At 61.0% G+C, this 14,817-nt stretch carries 15 protein-coding genes; 6 read left to right on the top strand and 9 right to left on the bottom strand.

Going from position 1 to position 14,817, the window contains the following annotated elements:
- Positions 1-145: 145 nt before the first annotated feature.
- Positions 146-853 carry an MlaA family lipoprotein gene (locus tag AC07OF_RS11580; protein WP_157191857.1) on the bottom strand — a complete coding sequence of 236 codons (708 nt, stop codon included), beginning with the start codon at positions 851-853 and terminating at the stop codon, positions 146-148.
- Between the two features lie 196 nt (positions 854-1,049).
- Between AC07OF_RS11580 and pcrP the strand changes: the two genes are divergently transcribed.
- Together pcrP and AC07OF_RS11570 are read left to right on the top strand one after the other, a co-directional pair.
- Positions 1,050-1,616: an HAD superfamily inactivated hydrolase PcrP gene (pcrP, locus tag AC07OF_RS11575; protein ID WP_157191856.1), complete on the top strand. Its 567-nt coding sequence runs from the start codon at positions 1,050-1,052 to the stop codon at positions 1,614-1,616.
- Positions 1,617-1,740: 124 nt separating this feature from the next.
- A complete protein-coding gene (locus AC07OF_RS11570; protein WP_038608926.1) occupies positions 1,741-2,004 on the top strand; it encodes a DUF4404 family protein in 264 nt (87 codons plus the stop codon).
- Positions 2,005-2,048: 44 nt separating this feature from the next.
- On the opposite strand, the gene queF is transcribed toward AC07OF_RS11570, so the two are convergent.
- Together queF and AC07OF_RS11560 are read right to left on the bottom strand one after the other, a co-directional pair.
- Positions 2,049-2,879 carry an NADPH-dependent 7-cyano-7-deazaguanine reductase QueF gene (gene queF / locus AC07OF_RS11565; protein WP_157191855.1) on the bottom strand — a complete coding sequence of 277 codons (831 nt, stop codon included), beginning with the start codon at positions 2,877-2,879 and terminating at the stop codon, positions 2,049-2,051.
- Positions 2,880-2,946: 67 nt separating this feature from the next.
- Positions 2,947-3,441 carry a cupredoxin domain-containing protein gene (locus tag AC07OF_RS11560; protein ID WP_157191854.1) on the bottom strand — a complete coding sequence of 165 codons (495 nt, stop codon included), beginning with the start codon at positions 3,439-3,441 and terminating at the stop codon, positions 2,947-2,949.
- Between the two features lie 157 nt (positions 3,442-3,598).
- On the opposite strand from AC07OF_RS11560, the gene AC07OF_RS11555 reads away from it, so the two are divergent.
- Positions 3,599-4,279, top strand: a complete 681-nt coding sequence (locus AC07OF_RS11555) for a heavy metal response regulator transcription factor (RefSeq protein WP_157191853.1) — start codon at positions 3,599-3,601, stop codon at positions 4,277-4,279.
- Positions 4,276-5,634: a heavy metal sensor histidine kinase gene (locus tag AC07OF_RS11550; RefSeq protein WP_157194707.1), complete on the top strand. Its 1,359-nt coding sequence runs from the start codon at positions 4,276-4,278 to the stop codon at positions 5,632-5,634. Before AC07OF_RS11555 ends, AC07OF_RS11550 begins: the two co-directional genes overlap by 4 nt.
- Positions 5,635-5,739: 105 nt before the next feature.
- On the opposite strand, the gene AC07OF_RS11545 is transcribed toward AC07OF_RS11550, so the two are convergent.
- The 3 genes from AC07OF_RS11545 to AC07OF_RS11535 form a co-directional block, all read right to left on the bottom strand.
- Entirely contained in the window at positions 5,740-6,984 is a 1,245-nt protein-coding gene (locus AC07OF_RS11545) for a lipoprotein-releasing ABC transporter permease subunit (protein WP_157191852.1), read from the bottom strand.
- A 72-nt stretch (positions 6,985-7,056) separates the two neighbouring features.
- Positions 7,057-7,740, bottom strand: a complete 684-nt coding sequence (gene lolD / locus AC07OF_RS11540; RefSeq protein WP_198325406.1) for a lipoprotein-releasing ABC transporter ATP-binding protein LolD — start codon at positions 7,738-7,740, stop codon at positions 7,057-7,059.
- A gap of 7 nt (positions 7,741-7,747) precedes the next feature.
- Positions 7,748-8,998 (bottom strand): lipoprotein-releasing ABC transporter permease subunit, encoded by a 1,251-nt coding sequence (locus AC07OF_RS11535; protein ID WP_157191850.1) that lies wholly within the window; start codon positions 8,996-8,998, stop codon positions 7,748-7,750.
- 94 nt (positions 8,999-9,092) lie between these two features.
- Between AC07OF_RS11535 and AC07OF_RS11530 the strand changes: the two genes are divergently transcribed.
- Complete coding sequence (locus tag AC07OF_RS11530) at positions 9,093-9,680, top strand: PilZ domain-containing protein (protein ID WP_157191849.1); 588 nt, start codon at positions 9,093-9,095, stop codon at positions 9,678-9,680.
- A gap of 27 nt (positions 9,681-9,707) precedes the next feature.
- Complete coding sequence (locus AC07OF_RS11525; RefSeq protein ID WP_038608910.1) at positions 9,708-10,430, top strand: glycerophosphodiester phosphodiesterase; 723 nt, start codon at positions 9,708-9,710, stop codon at positions 10,428-10,430.
- Positions 10,431-10,472: 42 nt separating this feature from the next.
- On the opposite strand, the gene sthA is transcribed toward AC07OF_RS11525, so the two are convergent.
- From sthA to AC07OF_RS11510, 3 genes are all read right to left on the bottom strand, one after another.
- Positions 10,473-11,867 carry a Si-specific NAD(P)(+) transhydrogenase gene (sthA, locus tag AC07OF_RS11520; RefSeq protein ID WP_038608908.1) on the bottom strand — a complete coding sequence of 465 codons (1,395 nt, stop codon included), beginning with the start codon at positions 11,865-11,867 and terminating at the stop codon, positions 10,473-10,475.
- 277 nt (positions 11,868-12,144) lie between these two features.
- Complete coding sequence (locus AC07OF_RS11515; protein ID WP_495072898.1) at positions 12,145-13,143, bottom strand: FAD:protein FMN transferase; 999 nt, start codon at positions 13,141-13,143, stop codon at positions 12,145-12,147.
- 71 nt (positions 13,144-13,214) lie between these two features.
- A complete protein-coding gene (locus tag AC07OF_RS11510) occupies positions 13,215-14,678 on the bottom strand; it encodes a glyceraldehyde-3-phosphate dehydrogenase (RefSeq protein ID WP_157191847.1) in 1,464 nt (487 codons plus the stop codon).
- Positions 14,679-14,817 lie beyond the last annotated feature (139 nt).

The following is a 14,817-nucleotide window of genomic DNA, read 5'->3' as shown; positions in this document are numbered from 1 at the left end:
CGGCTGCTCTTTGCCGGGCAAATCACCAAGAGTTATAAAAACCCCTTTCACTGCAACCTAATGGAAGCATTGCGTTGTCAGCATGCGCTGAATCGCCGGCATGAAAAAGGCGGCCCAAGGGCCGCCTGTTTCGTTGCTGTGCGGATTAGAAGTCGTCTTTGACTTCGCCATCCTTGACCTTGAATTCGCGGTTCTGCAGATAAGCATTGCGAATGAACACGTATTTGTCGCCGCGGATCAGCTTTTCCGCCGACAGCAGGCTGGCGCGGGTGTCGACGACATCCACGGCAATCGCGCTGTTGCGGGTCGGCACGTGATCGATGTAGCGGTAGGGTTCGGTGTAAGTGTCCGGGTATTTGCCGATAGCGTCACGCACGGTGCTTGGGCCGAGCAATGGCAGCATCACGTAAGGACCACTGCCTACACCCCAGTAACCCAAAGTCTGACCGAAGTCCTCATCATTACGCTGCAGGCCCATCTTGGTGCCAACATCGAAGAAACCGCCCAGACCGAAGGTGGTGTTGACGATCAGGCGTGCGGTGTCGACCCCGGCGGCATGCGGCTTGAGCTGCAGGATGTTGTTGGCCAGGTTGGTCACGTCGCCCAGGTTGAGGAACATATTGTGAATGCCATCTTCCAGGAACTGCGGGGTGACCGCCTGGTATCCCTTGGCCAGCGGCTTGAGCGCGTAGGTGTCGAGGGTGTCGTTGAAGGTAAAGATCGGCCGGTTGATGCTCTCCCACGGATCTTCCTCGGTTGCCGCCTGGGCTGCGCCCATTGGCGCCAGCAGCAGGCTGGCACAGACACAGGCCCGGGTCATCCGATTGATCACGCCTGTACCGATCCTACGCATAGAGTTACTCCTCGACAGTCACTGCATAAGACACTACGTGTCCTACGCTAAAAAAGGAAACAAGTATAAAGGGTCTTCCACTGATAAACAGCCTGACATAAACAAGGTCATGATTTTGTGAACAACTGTGCGCTGATGGCGTAACCAAGGTGTAATACAGCGCGCGTAGTGTGCAGGCTATTTCAGGGATGTTGCCATGCCAGACGCCCCCGCCTTCACCGCTCTGCTGTTTGGCCTGCGCGGCTGCCTCGTCGAAGCGGGCGGCACTGCGAAACCGCAACCCACCCCCGGCGCGCTGCGGACACTCGACTGGCTGAATCAGCAACAGGTGCCCTGTGCCTGGATTGACGAGTTGAGCAGCGCCGACGCCGAACACTTTGGCAGGCCACTACCAGCCTGGATCAAAGCGCAATATCAGGCGCCGGCGCCATGGCCTGCGCCGGACGCCTGCTGGCAGGCGTTAATGACGCTCAAGACCCACACCCTTGAAGGCTGCGTGCTGGTCAGCGGTGAGCCACGTCTGCTGCAGTCGGGGCTCAATGCCGGCCTGTGGACTATCGGCCTTGCCACCTGCGGCTCGCTCTGCGCGGTCGACAGCCAGCAGTGGCAAGCGCTCAGCCCGCAGGAACAGGAACGCAAACGCGGCAAGGCGACGCTGCAATTGTTCGCCCTGGGCGTACACTCGGTGATCGATCATCTCGAAGCGCTGAGCGACTGCCTGGCCGACATTACCCAGCGCCGCCTCAAGGGTGAAAAACCCTGACACAGGGCCGTTGATCCCGGTCATGCAAAGCGTTGCGCAGTGGATTACTCTAGTAGACAAGGTATGGACCTTTCACCCGCTACCGGGGTCCATGACTGTGCCTATTCATAGAGGGAGATCACCCATGCCTGCCCGCGAACTGCAACAGCAACTCAACGAGCTGCGCGAGCAACTGGAGCAAAACCCACCGCTTTCAGAAGAAGAGCGCGAACACCTGCATGAGCTGATGCGGCAAATCGAGGCCAAGCTTGAACTGGAAGCCACCGTTCCGGACAACGACCTGGTCGATAGCGTCAACCTGGCGGTCGAAACCTTCGAAGCCAACCACCCCAGCCTGACCGGTATCTTGCGCCGCCTGGCCGTAAGCTTGCACAGTATGGGTATCTGACCCCATTCAAATAAAAAGCCCCGTCATCGAACGGGGCTTTTTCGTTACTGCCGAACCAGGCGCAGGTTCGGCAATGTCACGGTTTCGGTGCTGCGGTACGGGTTGATATCCAGCCCGCCGCGACGCACATAACGGGCATAGACCGTCAGAAACTCAGGGTTGAGCAAACGCTTGAGGTCCAGGTAAATGCGCTCCACGCACTGTTCATGGAAATCGGCATGCTGGCGGAAGCTGATCAGGTAGGTCAGCAGGCTCGCGTGATCCAGCGCGGCCCCACGGTAGTGCACAGTAACGCTACCCCAATCCGGCTGACCAGTGACCGGGCAGTTGGATTTGAGCAAATGGCTGTGCAAGGTTTCTTCAACGATGCGGGTGGCGTCACAGCTCAGCAACTCAGGTTGCGGTTGCTCGTAGTTGCTGATGCTGACGTCCAGGCCGTCAATGCACACGCCCGGCAAGGCAACCACCCCCTGCCCTTCGACTTCGGCCAGACTACGAATCTGCACGACCACTGGCTTGCCGGCTGCGGCCGAGAGATCTTTTGCCAGGCACGCCTGCAACGCTGCCGGTGTTTCGAACACGGTCTGATTCAGGGAGTTCAGGTACAGTTTGAACGACTTGGACTCGATGATGTTCGGCGAATCGGCGGGAATCGCGAACTCGCCGATCGCCACCACCGGCTTGCCCGACGGCAGCAACCAGGACAGCTCGAAGCAGTTCCAGAAATCCACACCTTGCCACGGCAGCGTTTCGGCACTGACGCCCAGCTCGGCCCATTTGGCTGCGCGAGGAATCGGGAACAGCAGCGATGGCGTGTAAGTGGCGATGTATTCGCTGGACTTGCCCAGCGGGGAATGTTCGGCGGCGGGATGCATGACTCAAACCTGAAGGACGAAATGTGCCTAGTTTATCGGTTTGTGCCATGCAAAGGGCAATCGGCTGTTATTGGCCGATGATCAGCTCCCCAACCATACCCGCCTGATAGTGGCCCGGCACATTGCAGGCGAACTCGATGGGGGTGGCCTGAGTGAAGGTCCAGGTCAGCTCGGCACGCTTGCCGGGGGCAACCATCACCGTATTGGGGTCGTCATGCTTCATCATTGCACCGTGCTGCATGCTGCCGTGCCCCATGGCCGCGTGGTCCATCTGCCCCTGCATGGCGATCATTTCCTGCTGATGCCTGGCATGCATGGCCGCGTCGCCGAGGCTGAACTCATGCGCCACCGCGCCCTTGTTGATCAGCACGAAGCGTACGGTTTCCCCGGCCTTGACCTGCAAGCTGCGTGGCGCGTAGTACATGTCGCCCATGATGATCTCCACGCTACGATCAGCCTTGGCAGCCGCTGCAGGCGCGCCAAAGGCAAAAGAATTCGCAGGAGAAGCCAGTGCAGGCAGACTGAATAGCGCCAGGGCGCCAGCGAAAAAAAGGTGTTTCATGTCAGGCCCACTCCAGGGTTGCGACGAATCAGGCTTCACTGTAGAAAACCGGCGCTGGCAGCTACCTGACAAAAACATTACAACTTTGTCAGCTTGGCCACCTGGCCCCTCCGGCGCGGTATAACCAGCCGGCAACCCATGTCCATGAGCCTCCCCGATGAAACTGTTGATCGTCGAAGACCAGACCAAGACCGGCCAGTACTTGAGCCAGGGCCTCAGTGAAGCAGGATTTGCCACGGAGCTGGCCGCCGACGGCAATACCGGCCAGCATCTGGCCCTGACCGGCGACTACGACCTGCTGATCCTCGATGTGATGCTGCCCGGCCGCGATGGCTGGCAGATTCTCCAGGCCGTACGCGCAGCTGGCAGCGAGGTGCCAGTGCTGTTCCTCACCGCCCGCGATGCCGTAGAAGACCGCGTGCATGGCCTGGAGCTGGGCGCCGATGATTACCTGGTCAAGCCGTTTGCCTTCTCCGAGTTGCTGGCACGGGTGCGCAGCCTGCTACGTCGCGGCAGCAGCCCGACCCAGGAAACCAGCCTGGGCCTTGCAGACCTGCGCCTGGACCTGATCCGCCGCCGGGTCGAGCGCAACGGCCAGCGCATCGACCTGACCGCCAAGGAGTTCGCCCTGCTCGAACTGCTGTTACGCCGTCAAGGCGAGGTACTGCCCAAGTCGCTGATTGCCTCTCAGGTCTGGGACATGAATTTCGACAGCGACACCAACGTCATCGAAGTGGCGATCCGCCGCCTGCGCCTGAAAATCGATGACAGCCACGAGCACAAGCTGATCCATACCGTGCGCGGCATGGGCTACGTGCTTGAAGAGCGGCTTGCCTGATGCGCCGATTGTCCCTGGGTGGCCGTCTGGCCCTGTTGTTTGCCGCTTGCACGGCCGCGGTATCGTTGACCGCGGGCCTGTTGTTCAGCCGCGCCAGTGAACGCCATTTCATCGAGCTGGACCAGCAACTGCTCGAGAGTCGGCTGTCGGTGTTGCGCCAGATGCTTGAAGGCGTCCACGACCCGGCCAGCCTGGCTACGCGCCTGCCGGCCCTGCAAACCGAATTGAGCCATCAGGCCGACCTCGCGGTACGCGTGCGGGGCAGCGATGGCCGGGTGTGGTTCGACAGCCAGACCAACCTGCCCGAATCGCCTCAGGTGCCCGGGATCAGCACCGTGCACAGCACCAGTAGCGACTACCGCAGCCTGTGCGTCAATCTGCAGCACGGCGACCCACAGTCGGCACAACTGACACTGTTTCTCGACATCACCCACCACCAGCACTTCCTGCAACGCATGCAGCAACTGATCTGGCTGACCGTCGGCCTCTCCGCCCTGGCCACCGCCCTGCTCGGCGCCTGGGCTGCGCGCAGCGGCTTGCGGCCATTGCGGCGCATGGGCGAGGTCGCCTCACAGGTATCGGCGCGCTCGCTGACCACGCGCCTGCCTGAAAACCAGATGCCGGTCGAACTGGCCGAACTGGCACAGACCGTCAACGCCATGCTGGAGCGCCTGGATGATGCCTTTCAGCGTTTGTCGGCGTTCTCTGCCGATATCGCCCACGAATTGCGCACGCCACTGTCGAACCTGCTGACGCACACCCAGGTCACCCTCACCCGCCCACGCGATCTGGACGAATACCGCGAAGCCTTGCACAGCAACCTTGAAGAGCTGCAGTGGATGGCGCAGCTGGTCAACGACATGCTCTATCTGGCCAAGGCCGACCACGGTCTGTTGATGCCCAGCCGCCAGCGCCTTGCCCTGTCTGATGAGGCGGATGCCTTGCTGGAGTACTACGCCCCGCTGGCCGAAGAAACCGGTATTACTTTGCACCGCGAAGGCCAGGCCAGCCTCGAAGGTGACCGGCACATGCTGCGCCGGGCGCTGTCCAACCTGCTGGATAACGCCTTGCGCTTTACCCCGGCACAGGGCGAGATTCGCTTGAGTATCGAGGTGGGAAATAACCAGGTGCGCCTGCAGGTGGCCAATACTGGCGAGCCCATAGACCCGGCATTGCTACCGCGCCTGTTCGACCGTTTTTACCGGGCCGATCCGGCGCGGCGCGAAGGCAGCAGCGAGCATGCGGGGCTGGGCCTGGCGATTACCCGTTCGATTGTCCAGGCCCATGGTGGGAGTATTCGTGCCGAGTCGGCGGCGGGCTGGACGCGGTTTGTGATTGACTTGCCAGCGGTGTAGCCCGCAATCGCCGGCAAGGCCGGCTCCCACAGAGCCCGCGCTCTACGCAACCCTTGTGGGAGCTGGCGTTGCCGGCGATCGAGCGCGAAGCGGTCGTAACAGCGGTCACTCGTAACGCAAGGCGTACGCCGGTTCTACCTGCGAAGCCCGATACGCCGGGTACAAGGTCGCCAGAAAACTCATCACCAGGCCAGCACTGCAGATCAGCGCCACATCGCCCCATTGCAGTTCCGACGGCAGGCTGCTGATGAAGTACACATCAGAGGTAAAGATGTGTTGCCCGCTGACCCGCTCCAGCCAGCCGACAATCTGGCTGACATTGAGTGCGGCAAACACCCCCAGCACGCCACCGATCAAGGTGCCGACAATCCCGATCAAGGTGCCCTGAACCATGAACGTGCCCATGATCTGCGCCGGGGTCGCGCCAATGGTGCGCAGGATGGCGATGTCCGCGCCCTTGTCATTGACCACCATGATCAGCGTGGCAATGATGTTGAACGCCGCCACGGCGATGATCATCAGCAGCAACAGGCCGATCATGGTCTTTTCCATCTTCATGGCACTGAACAGGCTGCCCTGGGTATGCGACCAGTCATCGGCACGGTACTGCTCGCCCAGGCTTGCGGCGATGGCCTTGGACACCTGCGGCGCGGCGTACAGGTCCTTGAGCTTGAGGCGCACGCCCTGCACCTGACCCGGCTGCCAGCGCTGCATTTGTGCTGCATCAGCCATATGGATATAGGCCATGGAGCCATCCAGCTCGGCCCCCACCTTGAACACACCGACCACATTCAGACGCTGCATGCGCGGCGTGATGCCGCCTGGAGCGCTGCTCACTTCCGGCACGATAAGGGTCAGTTTGTCACCGACATTCAACCGAAAACGCCGGGCGCTGATCTCGCCGATCACTACTCCGTATTCGCCCGGTACCAGCGCCTGCAAGCTGCCCTGGACGATATGCTGGGCAACGATCGAGACCTTGCCCTCCTCGGCCGGATCGATACCGCTGACCTGGATCGGCTGCATCGCCCCCTTGTAGGAAAGCATGCCCTCCATCTCGGTCAGCGGCGCGACAGCGAGCACTTGCGGGTCTTTCAGCGCAGCCTCGGCCGCCGGGCGCCAGTCAGCCAATGGCTGCACACCGAGAATACTGGCATGCGGCACCATGCCGAGGATCCGCGCGCTCATTTCGCGCTGAAAACCGTTCATCACCGACAACACCACGATCATCGCCAGCACACCCAGGGACAGGCCGATCATCGAGGTCATGGAAATGAACGAGATGAAATGGTTGCGGCGCTTGGCGCGGGTGTAGCGCGCGCCGATGAAAATAGACAAGGGTCTGAACATGAACGGAAGCACCCAGGTAAAGAAAAGAAACACGGTGCCCGCCTAAGTGTGCGGGCACCCTGCACGGCCAGGTCAGATCGCTACCAGGTGGCCGTCGTCCAGACGCAGCACACGGTCCATCTGCCGCGCCAGGTTGAGGTCATGGGTGACCACCAGGAAGGCTGTCTGCGACGAGCTGCTCAGCTCCTGCATCAGGTCCTGGATGCCTTGGGCGGTGTGGTGGTCGAGGTTGCCGGTCGGCTCATCGAGCATCACCAACCCCGGACGGTTGACCAGGGCGCGGGCAATCGCTACCCGCTGGCGCTCACCACCGGACAGCTCGGCCGGTTTGTGGCCCAGGCGATGAGCCAGGCCAACGCGCGTGAGCAGCGCTTCGGCGCGCTCACGCGCTTCGGGGATGGCGGTGCGGCCGATCAGCAACGGCATGCACACGTTCTCCAGCGCGGTGAATTCCGGCAGCAGGTGATGGAACTGGTAGACGAAGCCCAGCGCGCGGTTGCGCAGCAGACCACGGGCACGCTCACCGAGGGCCGACAGCTCTTCACCGGCCAGCCAGACGCTGCCCTCGGTCGGGGTGTCGAGGCCGCCCAGCAGGTTGAGCAAGGTACTCTTGCCCGAACCCGAACTGCCGACGATGGCCACCCGCTCTCCGGGGTGCAACTCCAGTTGCAGACCGGACAACACCTGAACCTTCTCCGGGCCTTCCTCGTAGGACTTGCCCAGGTTGCGGCAACTCAGCACTGCTTTATTACTCATGCCCAACTCACTCATAACGTAGCGCCTCCGCAGGCTGGGTGCGTGCCGCACGCCAGGCCGGATACAGGGTGGCGAGGAAACTCAGGACCAATGCCGCACCGCAGACCATCCACACGTCTTCGGCCATGACCTGGGACGGCAGGTAGTCGATGAAGTAGACGTCGGCATTGAGGAACTTGTGTCCGATCAGGCGCTCGAGCCCGGCGATTGCCGCGCTGACATTCAGCGCCGCGGCGATGCCGACCACCCCGCCGATCAAGGTACCGACCACGCCGATCACGGTCCCCTGGACCATGAAGATGGCCATGATCTGCCCCGGGGTCGAACCCAGGGTACGCAAGATGGCGATATCGCCCTTCTTGTCGTTGACCACCATCACCAGGGTGGAAATGATGTTGAACGCCGCCACCGCCACGATCAGCAACAACAGCAGGCCGATCATCGCCTTCTCCATGCGGATCGCCTGGTACAGGTTGCCATGGCTGCGGGTCCAGTCGCGGGCATAGAACTCGCGGTCACCCAGGTTCTGGGCGATATCCCAGGCGGCGCGCGGCGCCTGGAACAGGTCGTCGAACTTCAGGCGCAGGCCCTGGACCTGGTCGGCTTTCCAGCGGTGCAGACGCGACAGGTCCGACAGGTTGGTAAGCCCCAGGTAGCCGTCGATTTCACCGGCACCGACATGGAAGATGCCGACCACGGTAAAGCGCTTCATGCGCGGGAACATGCCGGCGGGGGTCACAGTGACCTCCGGGGCGACGAACGTCAGCTTGTCGCCGATGCCGACACCCAGCTTGGCCGCCGCCTTGTCACCGATCATGATGCCGAACTCACCCGGCGCCAGGGCGTCGAGCTTACCTTCACGAATGAAGTTGTCGATGATCGAGACCTGCCGCTCCTGGGCCGGGTCGATGCCGTTGAGCAACACCTTCTGCACCTTGCCGTCATGGGTCAGCAGGCCCTGCATCTGGGTAAAGGGTGCCACCGCCATAACCTGCGGGTTCTGCTTTACTTGCTTGGCAAGGGCGGGCCAGTCGCTGATCGGCTGTCCGCTTTCAAGGGTGGCATGGGGCACCATGCCCAATACCCGGGTGCGCATCTCGTGATCGAAACCGTTCATGACCGACAACACCACGATCATCACCACCACGCCCAGGGCGAGGCCGATCATCGAGGTCAGGGAAATGAACGAGACGAAGTGGTTGCGACGCTTGGCACGGGTATAACGCGTGCCGATGAATACGAAGAGAGGTCTGAACATGTCGGGGCTTGTTCGGATGAAAGAGGAACGTCCTTGTGGCGGGGCTTGAATAGCAGCTTTACACTCAGACCACCGCCGCTACCATGGGTTCGCCATGTCGACATTAGATGAAGAAGATCGCCGCGAATACTACCGTATCGACGATAGGATCGCACTGGAAATTAGCCCGCTGAGTGCTACTGAAGCCCTTGGCCCAGACTTGTTGCAAGATGATTCACCACTCTTCAACCTGCTCAGCGAATTGCACCTGAGCGAATTCGAGTCCCAGCACCTGCTGCGCCAGCTCAGCGAAAAGGATCGCACCCTGGCCGCCTTCCTCAAGGCGCAGAACAAACGTATCGACCTGCTCAGCGCAGTGGTTGCGCAGACACTGCTCGGACAGCTCAGCGCGCCACAAGCGGTAGTGCTGTCCGAAGGCGGTATCGAGTTCAACCAGGCCCAAGCGCTCGCCGCTGGCAGCCGCGTCGCGGTGAAGATGGTATTGATGCCGCAAGCCCTGGGTTTGCTGCTGCGCGCCCGAGTCACCCACTGCGATCAGCAGCCTGACGGTCTGTACGAAATCGGTACCGAGTTCGTCGACATGACCGACGCCCAACGCCAGCTGCTGGCTCGCTACATCCTGCAACGACAGGCACAACAACGACGTCAGGCACTGGAACAGAACGCCCCGAGCGCTTCTTGAGTCTCACCCTTTCTTGAAGGAACAAACGTGACCCAGATTTACGGCCACCGTGGCGCCAAGGGCGAAGCCCCCGAAAACACCCTGACCAGCTTCCAGCAGTGTCTCAAGCACGGCGTGCGCCGCTGCGAACTGGACCTGCACCTGTCGGCTGACAACGAACTGATGGTCATTCACGACCCGAGCCTCAAGCGCACCACCGGCCGACGCGGCAAGGTGGTCGAGCACGAAGCGGCGAACCTGGTGACTTACGATGCACGCGAAGGTGGCCCGGGCTGGGTATCGCCCTGCCCCATTCCACGGCTTGAAGAGCTGTTCGAGAAGTGCGACTTCGAGCACTGGCAACTGGAGGTCAAGAGCGCCTCGCGCACCCGTGCCGTGACCACGGTGCTGGCCATTCGCGAAATGGCCCAGCAGTACGGCCTGCTCGACAAAATCACCATCACCTCAAGTTCTCGGGAAGTGCTGGGGGCAGCCCTTGAGCTGACGCCGGATATTTCTCGCGGACTGGTCGCCGAGTACGCCTGGCTCGACCCGCTGAAGGTCGCCCAGAACTATGACTGCAACTTACTGGCGTTGAACTGGACACTGTGCACCCCTGAGCGCCTGATCAAGGCCCAGCGCCAGGGTTTGCACGTGTCGGTGTGGACAGTCAACGAGCCGGCGCTGATGCGCAGGCTCGCCGACTTCGGCGTAGACAGCCTGATTACAGACTTTCCCGGTTTGGCCAGCGCCACCCTCGAGAATCGCTGAAATCGGTCTCCCCGGCCGGCTCAGGCCACCGGCCGGAGCCGCTCAAAAAAGCCGGTTGAGACCGTCGTAGGCCGCTACCCGATAGGCTTCGGCCATGGTCGGGTAGTTGAAGGTGGTGTTGACGAAGTACTTCAGGGTGTTGCGCTCACCCGGCTGATCCATGATCGCCTGACCGATGTGGACAATCTCCGACGCCTGATAACCGAAGCAGTGCACACCGAGGATTTCCAGGGTCTCGCGGTGGAACAGGATCTTCAGCATGCCTTGCGGCTCACCGGCGATCTGCGCCCGCGCCATGCCTTTGAAGAAGGCCTTGCCGACTTCGTAAGGTACCTTGGCCTGGGTCAGCTCCTGCTCGTTCTTGCCGATCGAGCTGATCTCCGGAATGGTGTAGATGCCGGTCGGCACGTCGTTGACGAAGCGCCAGCTGCCATTGTCGACGATGCTGCCAGCGGCCGAGCGGCCCTGGTCGTGCGCAGCACTGGCCAGGCTCGGCCAGCCGATCACGTCACCGGCACCGTAGATGTTCGGCACGTGGGTGCGGTAGTTCTCATCGACTTCGATCTGGCCACGGCTGTTGACCTTGATGCCGATGTTTTCCAGACCCAGCTTGTCGGTGTTGCCGGTACGGCCGTTGCACCAGAGCAAGGCATCGGCCTTGATCTTCTTGCCCGACTTCAGGTGCAGGATCACACCGTTGTCCAGGCCTTCGACACGCTCGTACTCTTCGTTGTGGCGAACCGTGATGTTGTTGTTGCTGAAGTGGTAGCTCAACGCCTGGGAGATTTCCGAGTCGAGGAAACTCAGCAACTGGCCACGGTTGTCCACCAGTTCCACCAGCACACCCAGGCCACTGAAGATCGAAGCGTATTCGCAACCAATGACGCCGGCGCCATACACGATCAGTTTGCGCGGGGTGTGGCCGAGGCTGAGGATGGTGTCGCTATCGTAGATCCGCGGGTGATGGAAATCGATGTCGGCCGGACGGTACGGACGCGAACCGGTGGCAATGATGATGTGCTTGGCCACCAGCTTTTCGACCACGCCGTTGGCGCAGACCACTTCAATGGTCTGCTCGTCGGCAAAACTGCCGGTACCGAAGAACACATCGACACGGTTGCGGGCGTAGTAGCCGGTGCGTGAAGCGACCTGCTTGGCAATCACTTTCTCGGCGCTTTTAAGCACGTCCGGGAACGAGAACCAGCGCGGTTCACCAATGGCCCGGAACATCGGGTTGGTGTTGAACTGCATGATCTGGCGCACCGAGTGACGCAGGGCCTTGGACGGGATGGTGCCCAGGTGGGTGCAGTTGCCGCCGACCTGGCGACGGCTATCGACCATCGCCACCTTGCGTCCTGCTTTGGCAGCATTCATTGCCGCCCCTTCTCCTGCGGGGCCGGAACCCAGCACCACTACGTCGTAGTTGTAGACAGCCATGCGTACTCCTTCAGAACAGGCCCGCTCGCCACATTGGCGAGCGGGGCTAGATCATGCCGCCAGCGGCGCCATGAAAAAATTCGGGTGCAGTCTAATCAAGCTTGAACGCCGCGCACATTAACCCTTGGTCGCGTCGTAGGCTATTTTTCTCTGCACTACATGTCATTTGTGCAAACCCTGTGGGAGTCGGCCTTGCCGGCGATGGCATCGGCACGAGTCAGTGACTGCGCGCCGCCTGCATCGCTGGCAAGGCCAGCTCCCACAATCAGGATCATTGCTATTGCCTGATCACCTGCTCGAACACCGGGGTGCTACGAGAGACGAAGCCGTCGGCAACCCGGGTCACGAACACCGCAGCGATCTGATGCTTGAGTGCAAAGTCCCAACCCTGCTGCGGCCCAAGGACCAACAACAAGGTCGAGTACCCGTCAGCCATCAAGGTCGAACGATCAAATACCGTCACCGCCGCCAGGTCGTGTTTCACCGGCCTGCCCAGACGCGCGTCGAAGGTGTGCGAATAGCGCTGGCCATTCTCCTCGAAATAATTGCGATAGTCACCGGAGGTCGATACGCCAAAACCATCCACCGCCAGCACTTGCTGGGCAATCTGGCGATCGTCACGGGGCAATTCCACGGCCACTTTCCAGTGACTGCCGTCAGGTTTTCGCCCCACAGCCTTGAGCTCACCCGTGGCTTCGACCAGCAAATCCGCGACGCCCAAGGCTTGCAAGCGCTCAACCAGCAGGTCTACTGCATGCCCGGCTGCGATACTGTTGAAGTCCACCTCCACCGGCGCATCCTTGCACAGCTGCTCACCCACTATGCGCAAATGCCCATGCCCGATACGCTGGCGGGCGCTGGCCAACGCCTGTTCGCTGGGTACCTTTTCCATTCTCGACTGCGGACCGAAGCCCCACAGATCGAGCAACGGCTCCACGGTCAGGTCAAACGCGCCATCACTCTGTTGCGACAGCTGCTCACCAACGCGCACCAGCTCCAGCACATCAGCAGGCATGGGCTGACAGCTGTTGGCGGGCAAACGATTGAACGTCTCGGTCAGCGAATCGCTGCGATAGGTGGAGAAGCGCTTGTCGACGCCCTCAAGGATAGCTTCCACCTCACGCTTGACCTGCTCCGGCGCCGGCCCCTGCGGCGTGCGTACATACTGCACGGTGTAACTGCTGCCCATGGTCGGCCCGCTGATACGCTCAAGCGTGTCGCCTTGTCCACAGCCCAACAGACTCACCAGCACACCCACCAGTAACACGTTGCGCATCCGTCCTCCTGGAAATTCAGGCAAAAAAAACGGGAACCCTGAGGTTCCCGTCTTTCACAACCAAGCCAAGCTTAGCGTGGGAAAGCTGGCGGGTTTACACCGGCCATGTCTTCCATCACGCGCACAACCTGGCAGCTGTAACCGAATTCGTTGTCGTACCAGACGTACAGGACAACACGGTTATCGTTGCAGATGGTGGCTTCGGCATCGACCACACCGGCGTGGCGCGAACCGACGAAGTCGGTGGATACCACTTCCTGGGAGCTGACGTAATCGATCTGCTTGTGCAGATCCGAGTGCATGGCCATCTGGCGCAGGTACTCGTTGATTTCTTCGCGGTTGGTGGCCTTTTCCAGGTTCAGGTTGAGGATGGCCATCGACACGTTCGGCGTAGGAACACGAATCGCGTTACCGGTCAGCTTGCCCTTGAGCACTGGCAGCGCCTTGGCGGCTGCGGTGGCGGCACCGGTCTCGGTGATAACCATGTTCAGCGGCGCGGCACGGCCACGACGGCTGCCCTTGTGGAAGTTGTCGATCAGGTTCTGGTCGTTGGTGAACGAGTGAACGGTTTCGACGTGGCCGTTGACGATGCCGTACTTGTCATTGACAGCCTTGAGCACCGGCACGATGGCGTTGGTGGTGCACGAAGCTGCCGAGATGATCTTGTCGTCAGCAGTGATATCGCCATGGTTGATGCCGTGGACGATGTTCTTCAGCGCGCCTTTGCCAGGTGCGGTGAGGATCACACGGGCAGCGCCCGGGCAGGCCAGGTGCTGGCCCAGGCCGTCGGCGTCACGCCATACACCGGTGTTATCGACGATCAGTGCGTTTTCGATGCCGTACTGGGTGTAGTCGACTTCGCTCGGGCTCTTGGCGTAGATAACCTGGATCAGGTTGCCGTTGGCAGTGATGGTGTTGTTGGCTTCGTCGATGGTGATGGTGCCATCGAACGGGCCGTGAACCGAGTCACGACGCAGCAGGCTGGCACGCTTGACCAGATCGTTCTCGGCGCCTTTGCGCACGACGATGGCGCGCAGACGCAGGCCGTCGCCACCACCGGTTTTTTCGATCAGGATGCGCGCCAGCAGGCGGCCGATACGACCGAAGCCGTACAGCACAACATCGGTGCCTTTGCGCGCCGAAGCGTTCTGCTGACCAACCACGTCAGCCATTTCTTCACGCACGAACTGCTCGGCGCTGCGGCCGTTGCCTTCCTGCTTGAATTTGTTGGCCAGCTTGCCCAGGTCGACCGAAGCGGCGCCCAGTTTCAGCTCGCTCATGGCTTTGAGCAGCGGGAATGTCTCGTGGACAGAGAGTTCGGTTTCGTCGGTTTGGCGATGACGAGCAAAGCGGTGCGCTTTGAGGATCGAGATCACCGAACGGTTGATCAGGCTGCGGCCATAGATCGAGCTCACCACATTGTTATTGCGGTAGAGCTGACCGATAAGCGGGATCATCGCTTCTGCAAGTGCTTCACGATCAATCCACTCACCAAGACACTGGTCGGGCTTCTGAGTCACGGGAACCTTCCACATGTAGGGACAGAAAAAAGGGGCTACATTATGACGCCCCGCAGCCCATCGAGCAATGAGCGCCTGTCGCCACTCGGTCACTACATGTATTTAGGCTGTGCAAACCTGACAGCACGGGCCTCTGACCGGTACAATTGGCGTC

This window comes from Pseudomonas sp. GW821-FHT10B02, assembly GCF_059415665.1.
This window is presented reverse-complemented; position numbering and strand designations above follow the sequence as displayed.